General features: G+C 66.0%; 21 protein-coding genes. 11 read left to right on the top strand and 10 right to left on the bottom strand.

Going from position 1 to position 19,022, the window contains the following annotated elements:
• Nucleotides 1-75 precede the first annotated feature (75 nt).
• Together BG023_RS11430 and BG023_RS11435 are read left to right on the top strand one after the other, a co-directional pair.
• Nucleotides 76-483: a hypothetical protein gene (locus tag BG023_RS11430; RefSeq protein ID WP_069310566.1), complete on the top strand. Its 408-nt coding sequence runs from the start codon at nt 76-78 to the stop codon at nt 481-483.
• 43 nt (nt 484-526) lie between these two features.
• Nucleotides 527-1,861 carry a phospholipid carrier-dependent glycosyltransferase gene (locus BG023_RS11435; RefSeq protein WP_069310567.1) on the top strand — a complete coding sequence of 445 codons (1,335 nt, stop codon included), beginning with the start codon at nt 527-529 and terminating at the stop codon, nt 1,859-1,861.
• Nucleotides 1,862-1,868: 7 nt separating this feature from the next.
• Here the strand turns inward: BG023_RS11435 and BG023_RS11440 are convergent, their stop codons facing one another.
• The 5 genes from BG023_RS11440 to BG023_RS11455 are packed head-to-tail and all read right to left on the bottom strand — an operon-like array spanning nt 1,869 to nt 5,501.
• Nucleotides 1,869-2,963: a glycosyltransferase family 2 protein gene (locus BG023_RS11440; protein WP_233992994.1), complete on the bottom strand. Its 1,095-nt coding sequence runs from the start codon at nt 2,961-2,963 to the stop codon at nt 1,869-1,871.
• Nucleotides 2,964-2,967: 4 nt separating this feature from the next.
• Nucleotides 2,968-4,026 carry a 3-isopropylmalate dehydrogenase gene (leuB, locus tag BG023_RS14575; protein WP_083234668.1) on the bottom strand — a complete coding sequence of 353 codons (1,059 nt, stop codon included), beginning with the start codon at nt 4,024-4,026 and terminating at the stop codon, nt 2,968-2,970.
• A gap of 13 nt (nt 4,027-4,039) precedes the next feature.
• The gene (gene recO, locus BG023_RS11445; protein WP_069310569.1) at nt 4,040-4,639 is read right to left on the bottom strand and encodes a DNA repair protein RecO; all 600 of its coding nucleotides are present in this window, start codon (nt 4,637-4,639) and stop codon (nt 4,040-4,042) included.
• 14 nt (nt 4,640-4,653) lie between these two features.
• Complete coding sequence (locus BG023_RS11450) at nt 4,654-4,905, bottom strand: accessory factor UbiK family protein (protein WP_069310570.1); 252 nt, start codon at nt 4,903-4,905, stop codon at nt 4,654-4,656.
• Nucleotides 4,906-4,952: 47 nt separating this feature from the next.
• Nucleotides 4,953-5,501, bottom strand: a complete 549-nt coding sequence (locus tag BG023_RS11455) for a TspO/MBR family protein (RefSeq protein WP_069310571.1) — start codon at nt 5,499-5,501, stop codon at nt 4,953-4,955.
• 319 nt (nt 5,502-5,820) lie between these two features.
• Between BG023_RS11455 and BG023_RS11460 the strand changes: the two genes are divergently transcribed.
• Nucleotides 5,821-6,048: a hypothetical protein gene (locus tag BG023_RS11460; protein ID WP_069310572.1), complete on the top strand. Its 228-nt coding sequence runs from the start codon at nt 5,821-5,823 to the stop codon at nt 6,046-6,048.
• A 97-nt stretch (nt 6,049-6,145) separates the two neighbouring features.
• Here the strand turns inward: BG023_RS11460 and BG023_RS11465 are convergent, their stop codons facing one another.
• Nucleotides 6,146-6,910 (bottom strand): TlyA family RNA methyltransferase, encoded by a 765-nt coding sequence (locus BG023_RS11465; RefSeq protein ID WP_069310573.1) that lies wholly within the window; start codon nt 6,908-6,910, stop codon nt 6,146-6,148.
• A 35-nt stretch (nt 6,911-6,945) separates the two neighbouring features.
• Here BG023_RS11465 and BG023_RS11470 point away from each other — a divergent pair, with 35 nt between their 5' ends.
• From BG023_RS11470 to BG023_RS11485, 5 genes are all read left to right on the top strand, one after another.
• Nucleotides 6,946-7,497, top strand: a complete 552-nt coding sequence (locus tag BG023_RS11470) for a hypothetical protein (protein ID WP_069310574.1) — start codon at nt 6,946-6,948, stop codon at nt 7,495-7,497.
• A gap of 842 nt (nt 7,498-8,339) precedes the next feature.
• Nucleotides 8,340-9,416 carry a branched-chain amino acid aminotransferase gene (locus BG023_RS11475; RefSeq protein ID WP_069310575.1) on the top strand — a complete coding sequence of 359 codons (1,077 nt, stop codon included), beginning with the start codon at nt 8,340-8,342 and terminating at the stop codon, nt 9,414-9,416.
• A 3-nt stretch (nt 9,417-9,419) separates the two neighbouring features.
• Nucleotides 9,420-9,776: a hypothetical protein gene (locus BG023_RS14765; protein WP_150122866.1), complete on the top strand. Its 357-nt coding sequence runs from the start codon at nt 9,420-9,422 to the stop codon at nt 9,774-9,776.
• 10 nt (nt 9,777-9,786) lie between these two features.
• Nucleotides 9,787-10,725: an oxygen-dependent tRNA uridine(34) hydroxylase TrhO gene (gene trhO / locus BG023_RS11480; RefSeq protein ID WP_069310576.1), complete on the top strand. Its 939-nt coding sequence runs from the start codon at nt 9,787-9,789 to the stop codon at nt 10,723-10,725.
• A complete protein-coding gene (locus BG023_RS11485) occupies nt 10,722-11,357 on the top strand; it encodes a glutathione S-transferase (protein ID WP_069310577.1) in 636 nt (211 codons plus the stop codon). Before trhO ends, BG023_RS11485 begins: the two co-directional genes overlap by 4 nt.
• Nucleotides 11,358-11,459: 102 nt before the next feature.
• Here BG023_RS11485 and BG023_RS11490 read toward each other — a convergent pair whose 3' ends face one another.
• The gene (locus tag BG023_RS11490) at nt 11,460-12,377 is read right to left on the bottom strand and encodes a LysR family transcriptional regulator (protein WP_069310578.1); all 918 of its coding nucleotides are present in this window, start codon (nt 12,375-12,377) and stop codon (nt 11,460-11,462) included.
• A 108-nt stretch (nt 12,378-12,485) separates the two neighbouring features.
• On the opposite strand from BG023_RS11490, the gene BG023_RS11495 reads away from it, so the two are divergent.
• From BG023_RS11495 to BG023_RS11505, 3 genes are all read left to right on the top strand, one after another.
• A complete protein-coding gene (locus tag BG023_RS11495; RefSeq protein ID WP_069310579.1) occupies nt 12,486-13,187 on the top strand; it encodes a pirin family protein in 702 nt (233 codons plus the stop codon).
• Between the two features lie 88 nt (nt 13,188-13,275).
• Nucleotides 13,276-13,872: an FMN-dependent NADH-azoreductase gene (locus tag BG023_RS11500; RefSeq protein WP_069310580.1), complete on the top strand. Its 597-nt coding sequence runs from the start codon at nt 13,276-13,278 to the stop codon at nt 13,870-13,872.
• Between the two features lie 35 nt (nt 13,873-13,907).
• Nucleotides 13,908-14,327: a DoxX family protein gene (locus tag BG023_RS11505; protein WP_069310581.1), complete on the top strand. Its 420-nt coding sequence runs from the start codon at nt 13,908-13,910 to the stop codon at nt 14,325-14,327.
• 18 nt (nt 14,328-14,345) lie between these two features.
• On the opposite strand, the gene BG023_RS11510 is transcribed toward BG023_RS11505, so the two are convergent.
• The 3 genes from BG023_RS11510 to BG023_RS11520 all read right to left on the bottom strand — a co-directional run bounded on the left by BG023_RS11510 (nt 14,346) and on the right by BG023_RS11520 (nt 18,892).
• Nucleotides 14,346-15,722: an MFS transporter gene (locus BG023_RS11510; protein ID WP_069310582.1), complete on the bottom strand. Its 1,377-nt coding sequence runs from the start codon at nt 15,720-15,722 to the stop codon at nt 14,346-14,348.
• A gap of 192 nt (nt 15,723-15,914) precedes the next feature.
• A complete protein-coding gene (locus tag BG023_RS11515; protein ID WP_069310583.1) occupies nt 15,915-16,811 on the bottom strand; it encodes a DMT family transporter in 897 nt (298 codons plus the stop codon).
• The gene (locus BG023_RS11520; protein ID WP_069310584.1) at nt 16,811-18,892 is read right to left on the bottom strand and encodes an NAD(+) synthase; all 2,082 of its coding nucleotides are present in this window, start codon (nt 18,890-18,892) and stop codon (nt 16,811-16,813) included. The genes BG023_RS11515 and BG023_RS11520 overlap by 1 nt, the downstream gene beginning before the upstream one ends.
• Nucleotides 18,893-19,022 lie beyond the last annotated feature (130 nt).

The following is a 19,022-nucleotide window of genomic DNA, read 5'->3' on the forward strand; positions in this document are numbered from 1 at the left end:
GGCAGGCTTGTAGCGCCTGCTACACCTTGCTACAAGCCGACGTAGCAACTGCTACATAACGGGAGACACAGTGCCATGCCAACCGAGCTCACCCCCTTTCTTGCCCTCGCCGGTGGCGGGCTGGTGGTTGGCGTCATCGCCATCATCGCGATCCTGATGCGCCCGGGCGCGGCGGGCAATTCCGTGCTGGCGGCGACGCTTTCAGCGGGCTTCATGGCATTCACCGCCGTCACCATCGCCAGCGAGGGGGTGTTTCCGGTGATCCTAAACCACACTTCGAATCTCTGGGGCGTGCAGGTGTGGTGGGATCTGCTGTTCTCGCTCGGGGTCGCCTTCTTCCTGATCGCCCCGCGCGCCCGGGCGCAGGGGATGAACCTGCTGCCCTGGACGCTGTTCATCCTCGCCACCGCCAGCATCGGCCTCCTCGCGATGTGCGCGCGGCTGTTCTGGCTGGAGCAGCAAGCCGCCGCGAAGCCTGCATAATCCTTCTTGCGCGGGGAGCGGGCGCTGCCTAATCGCTTGGCCGATGGCCGAGGCGCCCGTGTCCCTTCCGCTCGACAATGTCCCCCGGCCGCGCCCGCGCGATCCGCTGGTGTGGGTTGCTGCACTGACCGCCGCTTTCGCGGCGCTCGCTGCAATCAATCTCGGCACGCCCTCGCAGCCATTTTTCGACGAGGTGCATTACCTCCCCGCCGCGCGCGCGCTGGTGAGCCTGCTGACAACCGGCACCGGCCCGCTGCTCAATCCCGAGCACCCGATGCTGGGCAAGGAGCTGATCGCGCTCGGTATCTGGTGGCTGGGGGACAATCCGCTCGGCTGGCGGATCATGCCACTGCTGGCCGGCACATTGGCGCTCTTCGCGGCGATGCGCGCGCTGTGGCACGCGGGCGAGGACCGCTTCGCCACACTCGCCTTCGGGCTGCTGCTCGCCACTGGATTTCACCTCTTCATCCAGTCGCGCATCGCGATGCTCGATGTGTTCATGGTCGCGGGGCTTGCGGTTTCCGCATGGCAATTCGCCGCGAGCATCCGCCAGCCCGAAACGGGCCGCTGGCGGCTGGCGCTGACAGGCGTGGCGCTGGGCTGCGCGATGGCGGCCAAGTGGAACGCCATTTCCCTCGCGGTGCTGCCCGGCCTTGCCTTCTTCGCCGCGCGGCTATCTGCCGGTCGCCGCCGCCTGTTCCTTTCGCGCCGGGGTGCGCCGGTGCCGGGGATCACGCTGGTCGAGGCCTTCGTTTGGCTCGGGATCGTGCCGCTCGCGGTCTATGCGCTGACCTTCGTTCCGGGCTACTGGTTGGGCGAGTACTTGCGTCCCTCGCCGCTCGCCGAAAAGGGCCTGATCGGCTTTCACGGCGAGATTCTCGCATTGCAAAAACAGATACTTGCCCCCCATTCCTACCAGAGCACATGGAGCCAATGGGTGCTCAACACGCGCGGCATCTGGTATCTCTACGAGGTGGTCGACGGAGCCCAGCGCGGGGTTCTCTTGATCGGCAATCCGCTCACCATGCTGATCGGCCTGCCCGCGCTGGCGTGGTGCCTCGCTACCGGCCTGCGGCGCTGGGACTGGGCGAAGCTCGCGGCGGTGATCGGTTACGGCGCGAGCCTCGGCCTATGGCTGATCGCGCCCAAATCGGTGCAGTTCTATTACCACTATTTCGTGCCGAGCTTCTTCCTGCTCGCAGCTCTGGCGCTGGCCCTTTCGGACCTCAAAAACACCGCACGCGGGCGCTGGTTCGCCTGGGGCACGCTGACAGTATCGGCCGGCCTGTTCGCGCTATTCTACAAGGTCGTCGCCGCCGCCCCGCTCGAAGGCGCGATGAGCTTTGCGAACTGGACGTGGATTGCCGGGTGGAGATGATGGGATATCAAAACCGTCCCCACACAAAGCGGCTCGACAGGGCGTAGTTCCAGACGGAACCGACCACGATCCCCGCCAGCGCGGCGAGCGCCCAGAATATGCCTTCGCCTTCAAGGAAGGTCGCAATCGCCACGTTGGCAAAGGCGCCGACCGAGCAGGTCGCGATAAAGCCCAACCAACCGCGCAGCAGAGCGCCTACTCCCACCAGCCGCTTGTCACGGTAGGTCAGCCAGTTGTTGAGCCAGAAGTTGAAGCTCATCGCCACCAGCACCGCCGCAGTCTGCGCCTGTGCGAAGCCCTCGCCGAACAGGAACAACAGCGCCGACAGCACCGCGAAGTGCACCACGACGCCCAGCGCGCCAACCGTGCCGAAAAGCGCAAAGCGCGTGGGGATCACCCGCCCGAGGGTCTTGTCATAAAGCCCGGCGAGGAAATCGAACAGAATGGCGCGGTCCAGCTTGCTTTCTCCTGTCCGGCGGGCGGCGAATTGCAGGGGGAACTCCTTGACCCGCATCGGCGTGTCAGACGTGGCGAGCAGATCGAGCAGGATCTTGAACCCGATCCCCGACAGGCGCGGCACCAGTGCGCGGGCAGTGGCGGCGGGCAGCATGAAATAGCCGCTCATCGGATCGGTCAGCTCGACTCCAGTCAGCTTGCGCGCAAGGGCATTGGCGTAGGTCGAGAGCTTCTCGCGCCCGGGCTCGGCCCAGTCGGCGGTGCTTGCCCCTTCGGCAAAACGGCTGGCAACGCAGATCTCCGCCTCGCCCGCCTTGAGGCTCGCCAGCATCCCCGGGAGCAGCGCGGGATCGTGCTGGTGGTCGGCGTCCATCACCGCGACGAAGGGCGCAGGGGTCGCGCAGAAGCCTTCGATCGCCGCACTGGCAAGGCCGCGCCGCCCGATGCGCTGGATCACGCGGACGCGCGGGTCGACCAGCGCCAGTGCGCGCGCTTCGTCTGCGGTGCCGTCGCGGCTGTCATCATCGACGATGATCACTTCCCAGCCGAAGCCGGCGCCGATCGCCGCATCGATCCGCGCAATCAGCGGCGCGAGATTGCCGCGTTCGTTGAGCGTCGGCAGGATGATCGCAAGATCGAGCGGCACGGTGTTACAGGCGCGCGCGCACCGCTTCGCCGATCGCTGCGGTGCCGTGGCTGCCGCCCAGATCGCCGCCGAGGAACCCGTCAGCCAGCGCTGCGGCCACCGCGCTCTCGATCCGCGCAGCCTCTGCATCCAGCCCGAAGGAGTGCCGCAGCATCATCGCCGCAGACAGGATCGTCGCCATCGGGTTGGCCTTGCCCTGCCCGGCGATATCGGGCGCGCTGCCGTGGATCGGTTCGTAAAGGCCGAAAGTGCCGAACGCGGTCTCCCGCTCGCCCAGCGAGGCGCTCGGCAGCAGGCCGATCGAGCCGACCGCCGCGCTCGCCAGATCGGACAGGATATCGCCGAACAGGTTGCCGGTCAGGATGACGCCGAAGCGGTCCGGATGACTCACCACCTGCATCGCGGCATTATCGACATACATGTGATCGAACGTGACATCGGGATACTCGGCCGCCACTTCGATCACCACGTCGCGCCACAGCTGGCTGGTTTCGAGCACATTGGCCTTGTCGACGCTGGTGAGCGGAAGGCCCGCTGCCTCCGCCGCGCGGAAGGCAACATGGGCGATACGGCGCACTTCGTGTTCGGCATAGGACATCGCGTCCCACCCCTCGTGCTCGCCCGCCTCGCTCACCCGGCGGCCCTTGGCGCCGAAATAGACGTCGCCGGTCAGCTCGCGCACGATCAGCATGTCGAGGCTGGCCGCGATATCGGCGCGCAGCGGCGAGAGATGTTCCAGCCCCGCAAACACCCGCGCCGGACGCAGGTTGGCAAACAGGCCCAGCTCCTTGCGCAGGGCGAGGATCGCCTGTTCGGGGCGCAGATGCCGCTCAAGACTGTCGCACGAGGGATCGCCCACCGCGCCGAACAGCACCGCATCGGCCTCGCGCGCCATCGCCAGCGTTTCGGGCGGCAGGGGGTGGCCGTGGCGCTTGTAGGCAATGCCGCCCACGTCGCCCTCGAACAGGGTGAGGCCGGGGAGCGCCAGCGCGTTCAGCACGGCGACCGCCGCTGCGGTCACTTCCGGGCCGATCCCGTCGCCGGGCAGGACTGCGATTTTCATGCTTGTGTTACTCTCAGACCATTCGTGCGAGCCGCTCGGTCAGCAGCTTTCGCGCGGCCATAACATCGCCGCGCCGCCCCGCAAGCAGGTAGTGCGCGAGTTGCCCTTCCAGCCGGCCGAGCGCCGCGATCTGGGCGGGCAGGTCTGGCGCATCAGGGGGCAGTCCGCCCCCATAGCCAAGCTCGCGCAGCAGCATCGTCTCGTAGGCGATCAGACCGCTCACCCAGCCGCGCGCCGAGGGGGCAAAGGCAATCGCCGCGAGCAGCGCGTCGAGCGCCTCGTAAAGCCCGGGATAGGGATTGCGTTCGGGCAGCGCAGTGGCGGTCAGCGCGCAGGCCCACTGGATCGCGGCGGCGGGCAGCGGCTCGGTCATCAAGGCGGCGCGTGAATGCTCGATTTCGAGCCGGGCGAAAGGCAGCTGGCTGGCGGATCGGGTTGTGAGTTCGAGCGCGACGCGGTTGCCCGGCACCATCACCGCCCTCATCTGCCGCCCCCGCCCGCCCGCGACATAGCCGGCGACCAGACCGTGATCAGGCGTGAGCAGCCGCGCAATCGCCCCGGTCTCACCCTGCGCGCGCGCGGAAAGCAGAATGGCGGCGCTGCGCAGGTTCATGCCTGCGGCCCGCGTTACTTCTTGGAGAGCTTGGCTTCCAGCGCCGCGACCTTGGCTTCGAGCGCATCGGCCTGTTCGCGGGCCTTCTGGGCCATCGCCTTGACCGTCTCGAACTCTTCGCGGCTGACGAAATCGATGCCGCCAAAGGCTTCGCGCATCCGCTCGCGCGCGCTCTGGCGGGCTTCGCGGCTCATGCCTGCCATGGTGCCAGCAGCACTGTTGGCGAGTTTGACGAGGTCGGCGATGATCGGGTTCTGGCTTTGCATAAGCGGCTATGTGGCGATTGCCGTCCGCCTTGTCCAGTATGCGCGCGCTAGAGCTGCACCCGCGTGGCCGCGCCATCACCGCCGCTCTGGCCGCCGTCAGGGTTGGCGATCATGAACTGGTAATTGAGCACTGCGGCAAAGCACAGCCACGCCAGATAGGGCAGTAGCAGCATCGCGGCGCCGCGGCGCACCCGCCAGATCAGCGCCAGCGCGATCAGCAGCGTGGCGATGCCGTAGCCGAGCACCATCAGCCCGCCGAGCATGTCCTGCATTCCGAAGAAGACCGCCGACCAGGCCTGCGTACCGAGGAAATGGACCGCGAATACCACCAGCGCCATGACCCGGCCCGGCGCACCCCAGGCGCTGGCCACCATTGCCAGCGACAGGCCGATCAGCGTGAAGAGGATCGTCCACACGATCCCGAAAGCGGCGGGCGGCGGATAGATGGCCGGCTTTTCGAGGCCCGCGAACCACGCCGTGTTGGGCCCGCCAAGCTGGCCCGCAGCAAAACCGATGAGCAGCACCAGCGGCACCATGAACAGGGCCCAACGCAGGAAACTGGCGCGCAATTGCGCTTTGGAAGCAATGACGTTCATCGTGACTCCGGCTCTCGGGCGCGGCGCAGCGATTCTGCCGGCCCCCAACGGCGGGGTCGATAACAGAGCAGCGCGCCCGCGCCAAATCGCAACGCAACGCTTGGCCTGTGAGGGGGCATATCCGGCGCAGCATTCCTATTCGGAGGCACTTTTCCAACGAAATTTCACGAAAGGCTTGGGGTCTGGCAAAACTCTCTGCTACACGCTGCCACATTCCTGCCGTGATTCGAGAAGCGCGGTTGTGGCAGGATATAAAGCCCATCGCGCTTCACGCTCATCACGGGTCGGCTTTTTGCCGGTCCCTAGGGGAATTGAAACCATGAAGAAGATCGCTCTCGTCGCCGTCGCCGGCCTCGCCCTCGCCACCGTCGCTTGCTCGAAGCCGGCTGAAGAAGCTGCCACCGAAGCCGACACCACCGCCGTTGCTGAAGAGCCGATGGCTGCCGAAACCCCGGCTGCTGACGCTGCTGCGACCGAAGAAGCTGCTCCGGCCGACGCCGCTGCTGCTGAAGCCGCTCCGGCTGAAGAAGCTCCGGCTGCCGAGTAAGCCTTACGGCTTGCCGGCCCTGACCTAAGGGTTGGGGAACGGAAAGAATTGGGCCGGTGGTAACCGCAAGGTTGCTGCCGGCCTTTTCTTTTGCGGTTTACGAACGATAGGCCGCGATCAGAAATTCGACATTGCCCTGCGGGCCGGTGATCGGGCTTTCGGTGATGCCCTGCACCTGCCAGCCGAGCCCCTCGACCCAGCTACGCACTTCCTCGCACACCCGCGCGTGCAGCGCCGGATCGCGCACCACCCCGCCCTTGCCGACCTCCTCGCGCCCCACTTCGAACTGCGGCTTGATGAGCGCCACCAGCTGGCAAGGGGTTGCGGCGAGTTGCAGGGGCACGTCGAGCACCTTGGCAAGGCTGATGAAGCTCGCATCGCACACCACCCAGTTGCAGGGCCGGTCGATGTGATCGCGGGTGAGCAGGCGCGCCGAGAGCTGTTCGAGCACAGTGACGCGCGGATCTTCGCGCAGCTTCCATGCGAGCTGGTTCGTCCCGCTGTCGACGCAGAACACGTGGCTCCCGCCCTTCTGGAGCAGCACATCGGTAAAGCCGCCGGTCGACGAACCGATATCCATCGCCACCGCACCCTCGGGCGAGAGGCCGAAGTGTTCGATCGCGTGCGCCAGCTTGATGCCGCCGCGGCTCACCCAGGGATGATCGCGCCCGCGCACATCCAGCGCCGCATCCTCGGGCAACTGGTGCCCCGGCTTGTCGATCTTGGTCTCGCCCGCAAACACCAGCCCCGCCATCACCAGCGCCTGCGCCCGCGCGCGGCTCTCCGCCAGCCCGCGATCGACCAGCAGCTGATCGACACGGCGCTTTTGCGGCTTGGGTGTGGGAGGCGGGCGTTCAGGCATGGACAAGAGCGGCTCCTAGCGCGCAATGTGGCCGCATGAAAGCTGGTCTACCCCTTCTGGCGCTCGCGGTGCTGGCGGCCTGTGCCCCTGCGGCCAAGGCGCCTGTCTCGGCCCCCACCCCCGCCGCGCGTCCGGCCCCTGAAGCCCCCAAGCCGCTCCCGCCGCCACCTGCGCCGCCATCGTCGGACTGGATGGATGCCAATGATACGGCCGGCGCATGGATCTATCAGAACTTCGGCCCCGGCGCGGGCAGGCGCAGCCTGTTTTCCGATCCGGACGATACCTTCTACTTCAGCCTCTCCTGTGCGAAGGGGTTGGACGGAATGAAAGTGCTGCTCAGCCGCACCGGCAGGCCGGCCAAGCGCTATCTGGCGATGACGATCCGCACCGAAACTACCCAGCGCACCCTGACTGCCGAGCAGTTGGGGACGCAGATGGTCGCGGCAAGCGTTCCGGCCTCCGACCCGCTGCTCGATGCGATGGCGCTCTCCAAGGGGCGGTTTGCGGTCGAGGTGGAAGGCGAAAAAACGCTGATCCTTCCCAGTCACGCCGAAGTCAGCCGGTTGGTGGAGGATTGTAGAGCCTAGGTTTGCGAACCCGCCTCCGCGGGTTCGTCCTCGGCGCTGTTTCTGCCGCTGTGCGGCAGAGCGCCTGCGGGGCGGCCGCGTGGCCTTGCGGACCCTGCGGGTCCGATCCTACTACTGATGGTCAAGGGCCTTCGGGCCACAGGCCCGCGAGCGCACGCGCGCGAGCCGCAGGCGCTCCGGAGCGCAGCGAAGGAAACAGCGCCGAGGACGCTCGCCCGGAGGGGCGAGCGAAACACCAAGACTCCACCGATTCTATACATTAATATCCACAGGCCCATGCACAGGGCATCCCCAGCCTGTCCACACCCGCCCCCGAAACGAAAAACGCCCGAGGTTCCCCTCAGGCGCGCCAGCTTGCGGTATTACGCAGCGAGCGAAGATTATGACGCGGGAAAAGAAATATACAAGTCTTGTGGAAGCCCCCGCGATGAATCACATTGTGCCTTGAGGCCAGCGGCGAACGCGGCTCTCGGCCCCCGGTGATGCGGCGGGTCTGGCTCACAAGCGCGAAAGGAGGTGATCCGATGTCTCATGGTTCAGTAGCGAGGTCGGTGAAGATCCCTACGGAGCATACTCGGTAATCCTCTTGTCTGAGTAAGGCTTCGTGAGCGGCACTTCCGGCCGCTGACCATGTCAAGGGCAGCTTCCCGACGGGCGAAGCTGCCCTTTTCATTTGCGCTCTTGTTTGTGTGCCCGCCTCCGCGGGCACATCCTCGGTGCTGTTTCCTTCGCTGCGCTCCGGAGCACCTGCGGCTCGGCCGCGTGGCCTCGCGGGCCTACGGCCCGAAATCCCGCCAAAGAGTGATCTTGCCCTGAGAGGCGCGCAGGATTAGGCGCATTCCATGCAATTCACCCGCCTCCCCCACCCCTCGCCCACGCCTGATGCCACCCGTGAGCAGCTGATCGCCGATCCGGGCTTCGGCACCGTGTTCACCGATCACATGGTGGTGATCGATTATGACGAGGCGCTGGGCGGCTGGCAGACCCCTACTGTCGGCCCGCGCCAGCCCATCCCGCTCGATCCGGCGGCGAGCGTGCTGCATTACGCGCAGGAAATCTTCGAAGGCCTCAAGGCCTATCGTCACCCCGATGGCAGCCTCGGCCTGTTCCGGCCCGAAGCCAATGCCGCGCGCTTCAACGCCTCGGCTGACCGGCTCGCCATGCCGCACGTACCGCCCGAGCTGTTCATCGCCGCAATCCGCGCGCTGCTGGACGTGGACGGCAACTGGTATCCGGCGGTCGAAGGCGGATCGCTCTACCTGCGCCCCTTCATGATCGCGACCGAGGCCTTCCTCGGCGTGCGTCCGGCCAGGCAGTACAAGTTCATCGTCATCGCCTCGCCGGCCGGCAATTACTTCAAGTCGGGCGCCAAGGCGGTGAGCATCTGGATTTCCGACTACACCCGCGCCGCCCCCGGCGGGACGGGTGCGGCCAAGTGCGGGGGCAACTACGCCGCCAGCCTCGTGCCCACCGGACAGGCCTTTGCGATGGGCCACGATCAGGTGCTGTTCCTCGATGCGGTCGAACGCAAGTGGGTCGAGGAACTGGGCGGCATGAACCTGTTCTTCGTCTTTGCCGACGGCACGGTGATCACCCCGCCGCTGACCGGCACGATCCTGCCCGGCATCACCCGCAACAGCCTGATGGAGCTGCTGCGCGAACAGGGCCTCAAGGTTTCCGAAGCCCCCTACTCGATCGACCAGTGGCGCGAGGACGCGGCGAGCGGCCGCCTCGTCGAGGTGATGGCCTGCGGCACCGCAGCGGTCGTCACCGCAGTCGGCAAGGTCGCGGGGCCGGATGGCGAGTTCACCATCGGTGCAGGCGGCATCGGGCAGACGACTGCCAAACTGCGAGAGACGCTGGTGGGCATCCAGACCGGCCGGATTGCTGACACCCACGGCTGGGTGATGCGGGTTTGAGCGGTGGATGATCCGTTCCGGCCAAAGCTCGCCCCCTTTCGTAAGGCAGGTCGCTATCCGCTGAGGGCCGTCCTTCCGTTCTACCTTGCAATGCTGGCACTAACGGCTTTGACTGCTTGGTTTTTCTATTCTGAGTGGATAGCAAGCCAGTTCCAACCTGTTCATGAGGAAGGGCAGCTAACCAGCTTCGGATCAGACGGGAAAATGGGCCTCGGCGCTTGGGTCAGAACAGCAGATGGCAAGGTTCACCGCTTACAGGCGGGTAGGGAACAACTTTTCGGCTGTCGCATCGGAGGCGCCGTGCAGATTGAACGGCGCGGAAAAAAACTGACCTTCGCTCAAGTCCCCTGCCCCCGCTAGAGCCGCCGCGATGGACAAACAACCAATCCAAGTCGCCGCGCTCTACCAGTTCACGCGGTTCGATGATCCCGAGGCTCTGAAGGAACCGCTGCTTGGCGTCTGCGAAGCGCAGGGCATCAAGGGCACGCTGCTGCTCGCGCGCGAGGGGATCAACGGGACGATTGCGGGCTCGTCAGAGGGGCTGGAGGCGGTGCTCGGCCACATCCGCGCGCTGCCGGGGTGCGCTGACCTTGATGTCAAATACTCCGCCGCGCCCGCAATGCCGTTCCACCGCATGAAGGTGCGCGTGAAGCGCGAGATCGTCACCATGGGCGAGCCCGATATCGACCCCACCCTGTCAGCGGGACACTATGTCGACCCGCATGACTGGAACGCGCTGATCGCGGACCCTGACACCATCGTGATCGATACCCGCAACGATTACGAAGTCGCCGTCGGCACATTTGCGGGCGCGGTCGATCCGCAGACGCCCTCCTTCCGCGATTTCCCCGCCTGGTTCCGCGAACACCGCGAGGAACTGCTCGCGGGGAAAAAGAAGGTCGCGATGTTCTGCACCGGCGGCATCCGCTGCGAGAAATCGACCAGCTTCCTGCGCGCCGAGGGGATCGAGGAGGTCTATCACCTCAAGGGCGGCATTCTGAAGTATCTTGAACAAGTGCCTGAAGAACAAAGCCTGTGGCAGGGCGAATGCTTCGTGTTCGATGAACGCGTGACGGTGCGCCACGGGCTTGAACAGGGCACATTCCAGCTCTGCCGCGCCTGCCGCCGTCCGCTCGACGAAGCCGCGCTCGCCCATCCGGATTATGAGGACGGCGTGAGCTGTCCTGCCTGCATCCACGAACGCACGCCCGAGCAGCGCGCCGGCTACGCCGAACGCCAGCGGCAGGAAGCGCTCGCCAAGGCGCGGGGGCAATTGCACGTCGGCGCGGTGCGCCCGCCCAAACCGTGAGCCCGCCGCCGATCCTCTATTCCTTCCGCCGCTGCCCCTATGCGATGCGGGCGCGCATGGCGCTGTGGGTGGCGGGGATCGCGGCGGAATTGCGCGAGGTGAAGCTCGCCGCCAAGCCGCCCGAACTCCTCGCCGTTTCGCCCAAGGCGACCGTGCCGGTACTGGTGCTGGCGGACGGACGCGTAATCGACCAGAGCCTCGACATCATGCGCTGGGCTTTGGCGCAGCGCGATCCCGAAGGCTGGCTCGGCGGTGATCATCCGGCGCTGATCGCGGTGAATGACGGGCCGTTCAAACATCATCTCGACCGCGCCAAGTATCCCGGCCGCTACGGCGATGACGACGGCACCGATCACCGCGCCGAAGCCCTCGCGCTGCTCGAACCGCTGGAGGAACAGCTGGAGGCCGCGCCGTTCCTGACCGGCAAGCGGCGTGCTTTGGCCGATATCGCGCTGTTCCCCTTCGTCCGCCAGTTTGCCGCGATCGATCCGGCATGGTTTGCCGCGCAGCCTCTGCCACGTTTGCAGGGATGGCTGGATGCACTCCTCGGTTCCGATCTGTTCGCGGCGGTGATGCCCAAATTCGCGCCGTGGCAGGCGGGCGATCCGCCGGTGCTGTTCGAACCTCGCTAAATTCCAACGTCGCCCCGTGCTTGACACGGGGTTCGGCTATTTCTGGCGAGCCGCGAAGTGAGCCAAGCCCCGTGTCAAGCACGGGGTGACGAGCGCAACCAATCAAGTCCGAAGCGGTGCATCCGGACACGCCGCCAACCCTTCCTTGAACGCATCGACCAGCCAGCTCGCCGCCGGGCCCAGCCGCGTGTCGCGCCGCCACAGCGCGTTGAGGGGATAATGCGCGCCGGGCTTTTCGGGCAGATCGAGCTCCACCAGCGCACCGCTCGCCAGATCATCCGCCACCATCGCGCGCGGCATATTGCCCCAGCCCAGCCCCTCCTTGAGCAGCGAGTGCTTCGCGCCCAAGTCCCCCAGCCGCCAGGTCAACGGGCTGAGGACGGAGAACTCCAGCCCCTCGGTCAGCGGCGAACGGTCGGTCAGCACCAGTTGCAGGTGGCGGCGGCTCTCGCCCGGCACGATGGCCGGCTGTGCGAGGGGATGCGTGGGCGCGGCGACCGGGATCAGCTCGATCTCGCCCACCGCCTGCCGTTCGAGTGTGGGGCTGTCGCCGATCACCGGCCCGCCGATGGCAAGATCAGATCCGCCGTTGATCACGCACGCCGCCACCGCGCCCAGCCCTTCGATCCGCAAGGTGAGCGCGCAGGTCGGGAACATCCGACGGAATTCGCCGAGCACATGCGCGGTGATCTCGCCCGGCACCATCACGTCGACCACGAGCGTCAGCGAAGGCTCCTGCCCCGCGTGGAGCGAGCGCGTCTTCGCCAGCAGCGCATCGACCCCGTCAGCCACCCCGCGCGCTTCGGCGAGCAGCCCCTCGCCCGCCGCGGTCAGCACCGGACGGCGCGAGCCTTCTCGATCAAACAGGCTGAGCGCGAGCTGCGCCTCAAGCTGGGCGATCCCGTAAGACACAGCCGAAACCGCGCGCCCCATCGCCTTGGCCGCGCCGCCAAAGCTGCCGTGTTCGGCCACGGCGATGAAGATGCGCAATTGATCGAGCGTGGGTTCGCCGAGTTTCATTAGGCATATGTTCAGATAATCCGAACATCTTTGCAAGTTTTATCGCACTTATCCGGATGACCCACCCGGCCTATCTCCGCCTCAACAACGAACCCAAGGAGACACGCCATGATCGAACTGCGTCCCTTCAACACACTCGGCGCCGCCAACCACGGCTGGCTTGACGCGCATCACCACTTCTCGTTTTCGAACTACCACGATCCGGCCCGCGTCCACTGGGGCGCGCTGCGGGTGTGGAACGATGACAAGATTGCCCCCGGCACCGGCTTTCCCACCCATCCGCACAGCGACATGGAGATCATCACCTATGTCCGCACCGGCGCGATCACGCACACGGACTCGATGGGCAACAAGGGCCGCACCGAAGCGGGCGACGTGCAGGTGATGAGCGCCGGCAACGGCGTGCGCCATTCGGAATACAACCTCGAAACCGAGGAAACCACGCTGTTCCAGATCTGGATCATCCCCGACGAGCGCGGCGGCGATCCGAGCTGGGGTGCGCGCCAGTTCCCCAAGGATGAACGCTCGGGCGCCTTCGTGCCGCTCGCCAGCGGCGTGGCGAACGACAATGACGCGCTGACGATCCGCGCCGATGCCCGCGTGCTCGGCGCGACGATCAAGGCCGGCACCAGCGTGACCTACACGCCGCGCAGCGCCGATCGCCACCTCTACCTCGTCCCCGCGACGGGCAAGATCCGGATCGACACCGTGGAAGCCAACGCCCGTGACGGCGTGGCGATCACCAACCTTGCCGAAGTCACCATAACCGCGCTGGAAGACAGCGAAGTCGTGCTGGTCGACGCAGCGTAAGCCTTACCCCCAGGAGCCGGCCGGCTCTCTCTCCCTCTCCCCCGCGCCGGCCGGCTCCCCCCCTTTTTCAAGCCGAAGGAATACCCTGATGAGCAACATCCTCTATGTCACCGCCAGCATCCGTTCCGACGCCGAAAGCGTGACGCGCGGGCTCGGCCAGCGCATTGTCGATGGCCTTGCCGCCAAGACCGGCGCGGCTGTCACCACCTGCGATCTGGCGGCCAATGATCTGCCCTATGTGAGCGCCGAACGCTTCGACGCGAACCTCACCCCGGCCGAAGCGCGCACCCCTGAACAGACCGAACTCGCCGCCATCGCCGATACGCTGATCGCTGAACTGCTGGCCGCCGACACCATCGTGATCGCCGCACCGGTCTACAATTTCGGCCCGCCCGCCAGCCTCAAGGCCTGGGCCGATCTGGTCGCGCGTGCCGGAACCACCTTCCAGTACACCGCCACCGGCCCCGAGGGGCTTCTGAAGGGCAAGAAGGCCTATCTCGCCATCGCCAGCGGCGGCACGCCGGTGGGCAGCGATGTCGATTTCATGAGCCGCTGGCTGACCTTCTTCCTCGGCTTCCTCGGCATCAGCGACGTGCAGATCGTCGCGGCTGACGGAATCATGGGGATCGATGGCGAGGCCAAGATTGCCGCCGCCAACGACGCCGCGCTGAAACTCACCGCGTGATCGTCCGCAAACCGATTGCAACAGGAGGACCCGATATGACCACCACCACTCTCGATACAACCGCCGCCACCGCGATCCTGCCCAAGGATTGGACCGCCCTTGTCGCCCGCGTGTTGCTCGCGGTGCTGTTCCTGCTCGCCGGGCTCGGCAAGCTTGCCGCGATCGAGGCAACCACCGGCTACATCGCCAGCGTCGGCCTGCCGATGGCCGCGGCGGTGTGCTATGCCACCATCGCGCTCGAGATTGTCGGCGGGGTGCTGCTGATCGCAGGCTATCGCACTCGGCTGGTGGCGATCGGCTTGGGACTGTTCACTATTCTCGCCGGAATTATCTTCCATGCCGATTTTGCCGATCAGGCGCAGATGACAAGCTTCCTCAAGAACCTCGCGATTGCCGGCGGGATGTTCCAGGTCGCCGCCTTCGGCCCGGGCCGCTTCTCGCTCGACCGCGGCTGAAGCGCGCTCAGGCGATCATCACACTATCGGGGCGCCGGGGGCCAGTTTGGACACCCCGGCGCCGTCCATCACCAGCGCAGCTTGTGTCTGCTTGGCATAGAATTCCGGACGGCGGGGAAACTTCACCGTCAACAGCAACAGCAACGCCACCACATAGCCCGCGCCGACAACCGCGAAGATCGACGACAATCCGCCCATCGTCGTCGTCTTGCCGAGCATGAAGGCGCCGAACGCGACCCCGAAGTTCGCAACCGCCATGTAGATCGTGAATTGTGTGGCAGCGACCTTGGGATCACACAGGCGCATCGGGATCGGCAGCGATGCGACGGTAATCAGCATGTCGAGCGTGATCCAGCCCAGCACGAAGGCGGTGAATAGGCGCGGGTCGCTCCAGTAGGGCTCAGCCCAATACATCACGGCGAACATGGCAAGGCCGGTCACCAGCCACATGATCGCAATCCGCTTGGCACCGAAACGGTCGCCCAGCCATCCACCCAGTGTCATGCACAGCACCCCGGCAACCAGACCGCCCATGGCCGTGTGCGACGCGATTTCAGCCGTGCCGAGTCCCACATAATTGGCCCCGATCAGCGGGGTCGCCCCGGCAAACCCGCCATAGGCCACCCTGCTGCCGAACAGCACCGGCAGGAACAGCAGGCTGGCGGGCCGTGTGAGCGAGATAAAGGTCGCCTTCAGCAGCGGCCACCACGCCTCGATCTGGATACCGAGATTGCGCGGATTGGCGCTGCCCGCGCTCCACGGCAAAAGCCGCTCGCCCGCGCGTTCGCGCAGCGTGGCGACATAGGTTGAAAGCGCCAGCAAGATCGCGGCGACGGTAAGGTAGGCGGCGGGCGCACCAAAGTCCTCGATCACAAAGCCGCACAGCGCGGTTGCCGAAGCGATGCCAATCGATTGCCCGCCGAACATCATGCCGGAACCACGCGCGCGCTCGTCCTCGGTCATGATGTCGACCGCGAGGCCATCGACCCCGACATCCTGGAAGGTGGTGGCAAGGTTCACAGTGAAGCCGATCGCTCCGAGGATCGCGACATCGGTGACGGAGGGGTTGATGAGCGCGGCCGTCACCAGACAGACAATCATCACGCCCTGCGCGCCGATGATCCACGCGCGGCGGCGGCCCATCGCAAGGAAGGTGTAGCGATCCATGATGAAGCCGTTCACCAGTTTCAGTGACCACGGCAGCGCGGTGAGTGCGGCGACCGAGCCGACATCGGCCGCGCTCGCGCCATGGACGGCCATCCATGCCGGTATCGCGAACCAGAACAGCCCGATCGGCATCCCCTGCCCGACATAGAGGATAAACAGGGTAAAGAGCCGCAGCTTGCGGCTGCGCTCGAGCACAAGCGGCTCCCGGCTGTCTGCCGCATGATCCATGTCTGAAGCCCCCCCGGGCTCGCCAGCAAGTCCCCCCAATGGCTTGGCCGGCGGGGTCCAAGTCTACAGCATCGCGCTGGGCTGGCAAGCATAGGGGCCGATCGAGGCCTCGCTAGCCCCCCCTTAGACCCCCTCTAGACCCCCCTTAGGCCTGCCGGACGGCGATGTTCCACGTGGAACATGGCCGTCCGGTCAGTTCTCGCGGACCAGCCAGGGTTTGAAGATTGTGCGGCTCGGGCGGATGACGATGATCGCCACACCCACCAGCGCAAGGCTTCCGCCAACGATCAGCGACCAGCCGATGTGGTCCCCCGTCAGCCATGTCCCGAAGGCAATCGTGAGCAGCGGAGTGAGCAGGGTGAGCGGCACGATCAGGTTCGCGTCATACTGCTGGAACAGCCGGAAATAGGCCGAATGCGCGCCGACCGAAACGATCACGCCGGAAAACAGCACGCACCCCGCCACCGCCAGAGGTGCCGCCTCAACCGCTTCAAATTGCCCGCTTTCCAGCAGCATCGTGCCCGGCAGCATCACCGCCAGCGTCGCCAGTGCGGCCCACGCCTGAAGCGCGACCGCGCCCACCTCCAGCCGCTTGACGAAGACCGAGGCAAAGGCGCCGATGAACACGCCCGCAAAGGCAAAGCCGAGCCCCACTGGATCGTTCGACCCCGAAGGCGCACCGATCGCAAGGCCCACGCCGCCCAGCGCCAGCGCCATCCCGATCCGGCGCCGCCAGCGCACCTCCTCGCCAAGGAAAAGCACCGCGAACAGCACCGTGAGCGGCGCGCCCGAGAGGTTGACGATCCCCACCGCCGAGGGGCTGGCGCTCTGCAAGCCTTCAAATTGCAAGCCGAAGCTGCCGCCCGTCACCGCGAACCCGATCAGCAGCACCAGCGGCAGACGCGCGGGCAAATGGCGCAGCAGCGGGAACAGCACCGCCAGCACCATCGCCGAGCGCAGCACGGTGTAGAACAGCGGTGGCAAGCCAAGGCTCGACACCGCGATCTTGGAGACCACGACGTTCATCGCCCAGGCGACATTGCAGAACAGCATGATCCCGAGTGCGGAGAGAGGTATCCCGCCGCGCATCAGACAGACAGATCGCGCACAACCTCGTCAGGCAGGCTTTCGCGCAGTTCCTCGCGCCAAACGGTCGCCACCGCATCGGAGGGCGCGCGCCAATCACCTCTCGGCGAGAGCGCGCCTGCCGAGGAGACCTTTGGCCCGTTGGGCAGCGCCGAGCGCTTGAACTGCGAGAAGCCGAAGAACCGCGCGCAGAACTTGTCGAGCCAGCCTGCGATTGTCGCCAGCGTGTAGGCGTTCTTCTTCGCCTCGGGGAAGCCTGCGGGCCACAGCCCTGCCGAGGCTTCCTTCCATGCGTGCCACGCCAGAAACGCGACCTTGGAAGGGCGCTGTCCGTAGCGGATCACGTGGTGGAGGAAGAAGTCGTTGAGCTCGTAAGGGCCGACGAGGCTCTCCGTCGATTGCATCTGCCCGTCGGCGCCCGGCGGCACCAGCTCGGGCGAAATCTCGGTATCGAGGATTGCCCCCAGCACCTCGGCGCAAGCCTCGTCGAACTGGCCGGTCGCGATGGTCCAGCGGATCAGATACTGGATCAGCGTCTTGGGAACGCCTGCATTGACCCCGTAATGGCTCATGTGGTCGCCCACGCCATAGGTGCACCAGCCGAGCGCCAGCTCGGAAAGGTCGCCCGTGCCGACCACAAAGCCCGAATGCTGGCCGGCGAGGCGGAACAGGTAATCGGTTCTGAGGCCGGCCTGCACGTTCTCGAAGGTCACATCATGCACCGGCTCGCCCGCAGCGAAGGCATGGCCGATATCCTCGAGCATCTTTTGCGCGGCGGGACGAATGTCGATCTCGCCGGCGGTAATGCCCATGGCGGCCATCAGCTTGTGCGCGTTGCTCTTCGTGCCGTCCGAAGTGCCGAAACCGGGCATGGTGTAGCCGCGGATGGTGGTGCGCGGCAGGCCGAGCCGGTCGCAGGCCTTGGCCGCAACGATCAGCGCATGGGTGCTGTCGAGTCCTCCCGAAATGCCGATCACGAGGCTCTTGGCCCGCGTCGATTCGATCCGGCGCATCAGCGCATCGACCTGGATGTTGAACGCTTCGTAGCAATCCTCGTCGAGCTTCTCGGGCCGGTCAGGCACGAAGGGGAAGCGCGCGACCGGGCGGACGAGGCCAATGTCGCCTTCTGCGTAGGCGTGTTCGAACACCACCTTGCGGTAGCTGTCTTCCGGCCGCCCTGCCCACTCGGCGGCATCAGCGAAGGTCTGGTTTCGCTGGCGCTCGGCAGCGAGGCGTTCGGTATCGATATCGACCACGCACAGCTCGCCCGTACGGTCGAACCGCGCCGATTGGGCCATCAGATCGCCGATCTCGTAGATCACGCCCTGCCCGTCCCATGCGAGATCGGTGGTGCTCTCCCCGTGCCCGCTGGCCGAATAGACGTAAGCCGCAATCGCCCGCGCCGCAGATGAGCGGCAATGGAGGTGGCGATCATCCGCGCGGCCGATGGTGACGGGCGAGGCGGAAAGGTTACACAGGATCAGCGCACCGGCGAGCGCGGCAGTCATCCCCGGCGGGATCGGCGCCCAGAAATCCTCGCAGAGTTCGACCCCGAAGCGGAAGCCGGGCAGGTTCGCAGCGGCAAAGACGAGATCGGTGCCGAACGGCGCTTCCTCGCCCGCCACGCCGATCCACAGATCGGTGCACCCGCGCCCATGGGCGAAGTGGCGCTTCTCGTAGAACTCGCGGTAATTGGGCAGGAAGCTCTTGGGAACGACGCCCAGAATCTGCCCATGCGCGATCACCACCGCGCAATTGTAAAGCTTGTCCGCACGGCGCAGCGGGGCCCCGACAACCAGCACCGGATGAAGCTCTGCCGAAGCAGCCACGACTTCGGCGAGCGCCTGCTCGACCCGCTCGATCAGCGCGTTCTGGAGCAGCAGATCGTCGATCGCATAGGAGGACAGCGTCAGTTCGGGGAAGACCACCAGATCGACGTTTGCCGCGTGCGCCTTGTGCGCCTCGGCCAGCACGCCTGCGGTGTTGAAGGCGACATCGGCCGGGCGGCTCGCGGGTGTCGCGGTCGCCACGCGCACGAAGCCGTGTTCGTGCATGTCGTAGAAGGGATGCGATGTCTCGCTCATGGTGCTTGCTACGCGCTCCGGGATGCTCTGGCATTGCCTCTAGCGGCTAATCCTTTCCGTTCCTAGCAGTGCCCGAAAAAGTCCTGCTTGGCGGGGGCCTAGCCATTCCATCCCGCGCGGCGCTTGCGCG

The organism is Porphyrobacter sp. LM 6, from assembly GCF_001720465.1.
In the GTDB taxonomy this organism is placed as follows: Bacteria; Pseudomonadota; Alphaproteobacteria; order Sphingomonadales; family Sphingomonadaceae; genus Erythrobacter.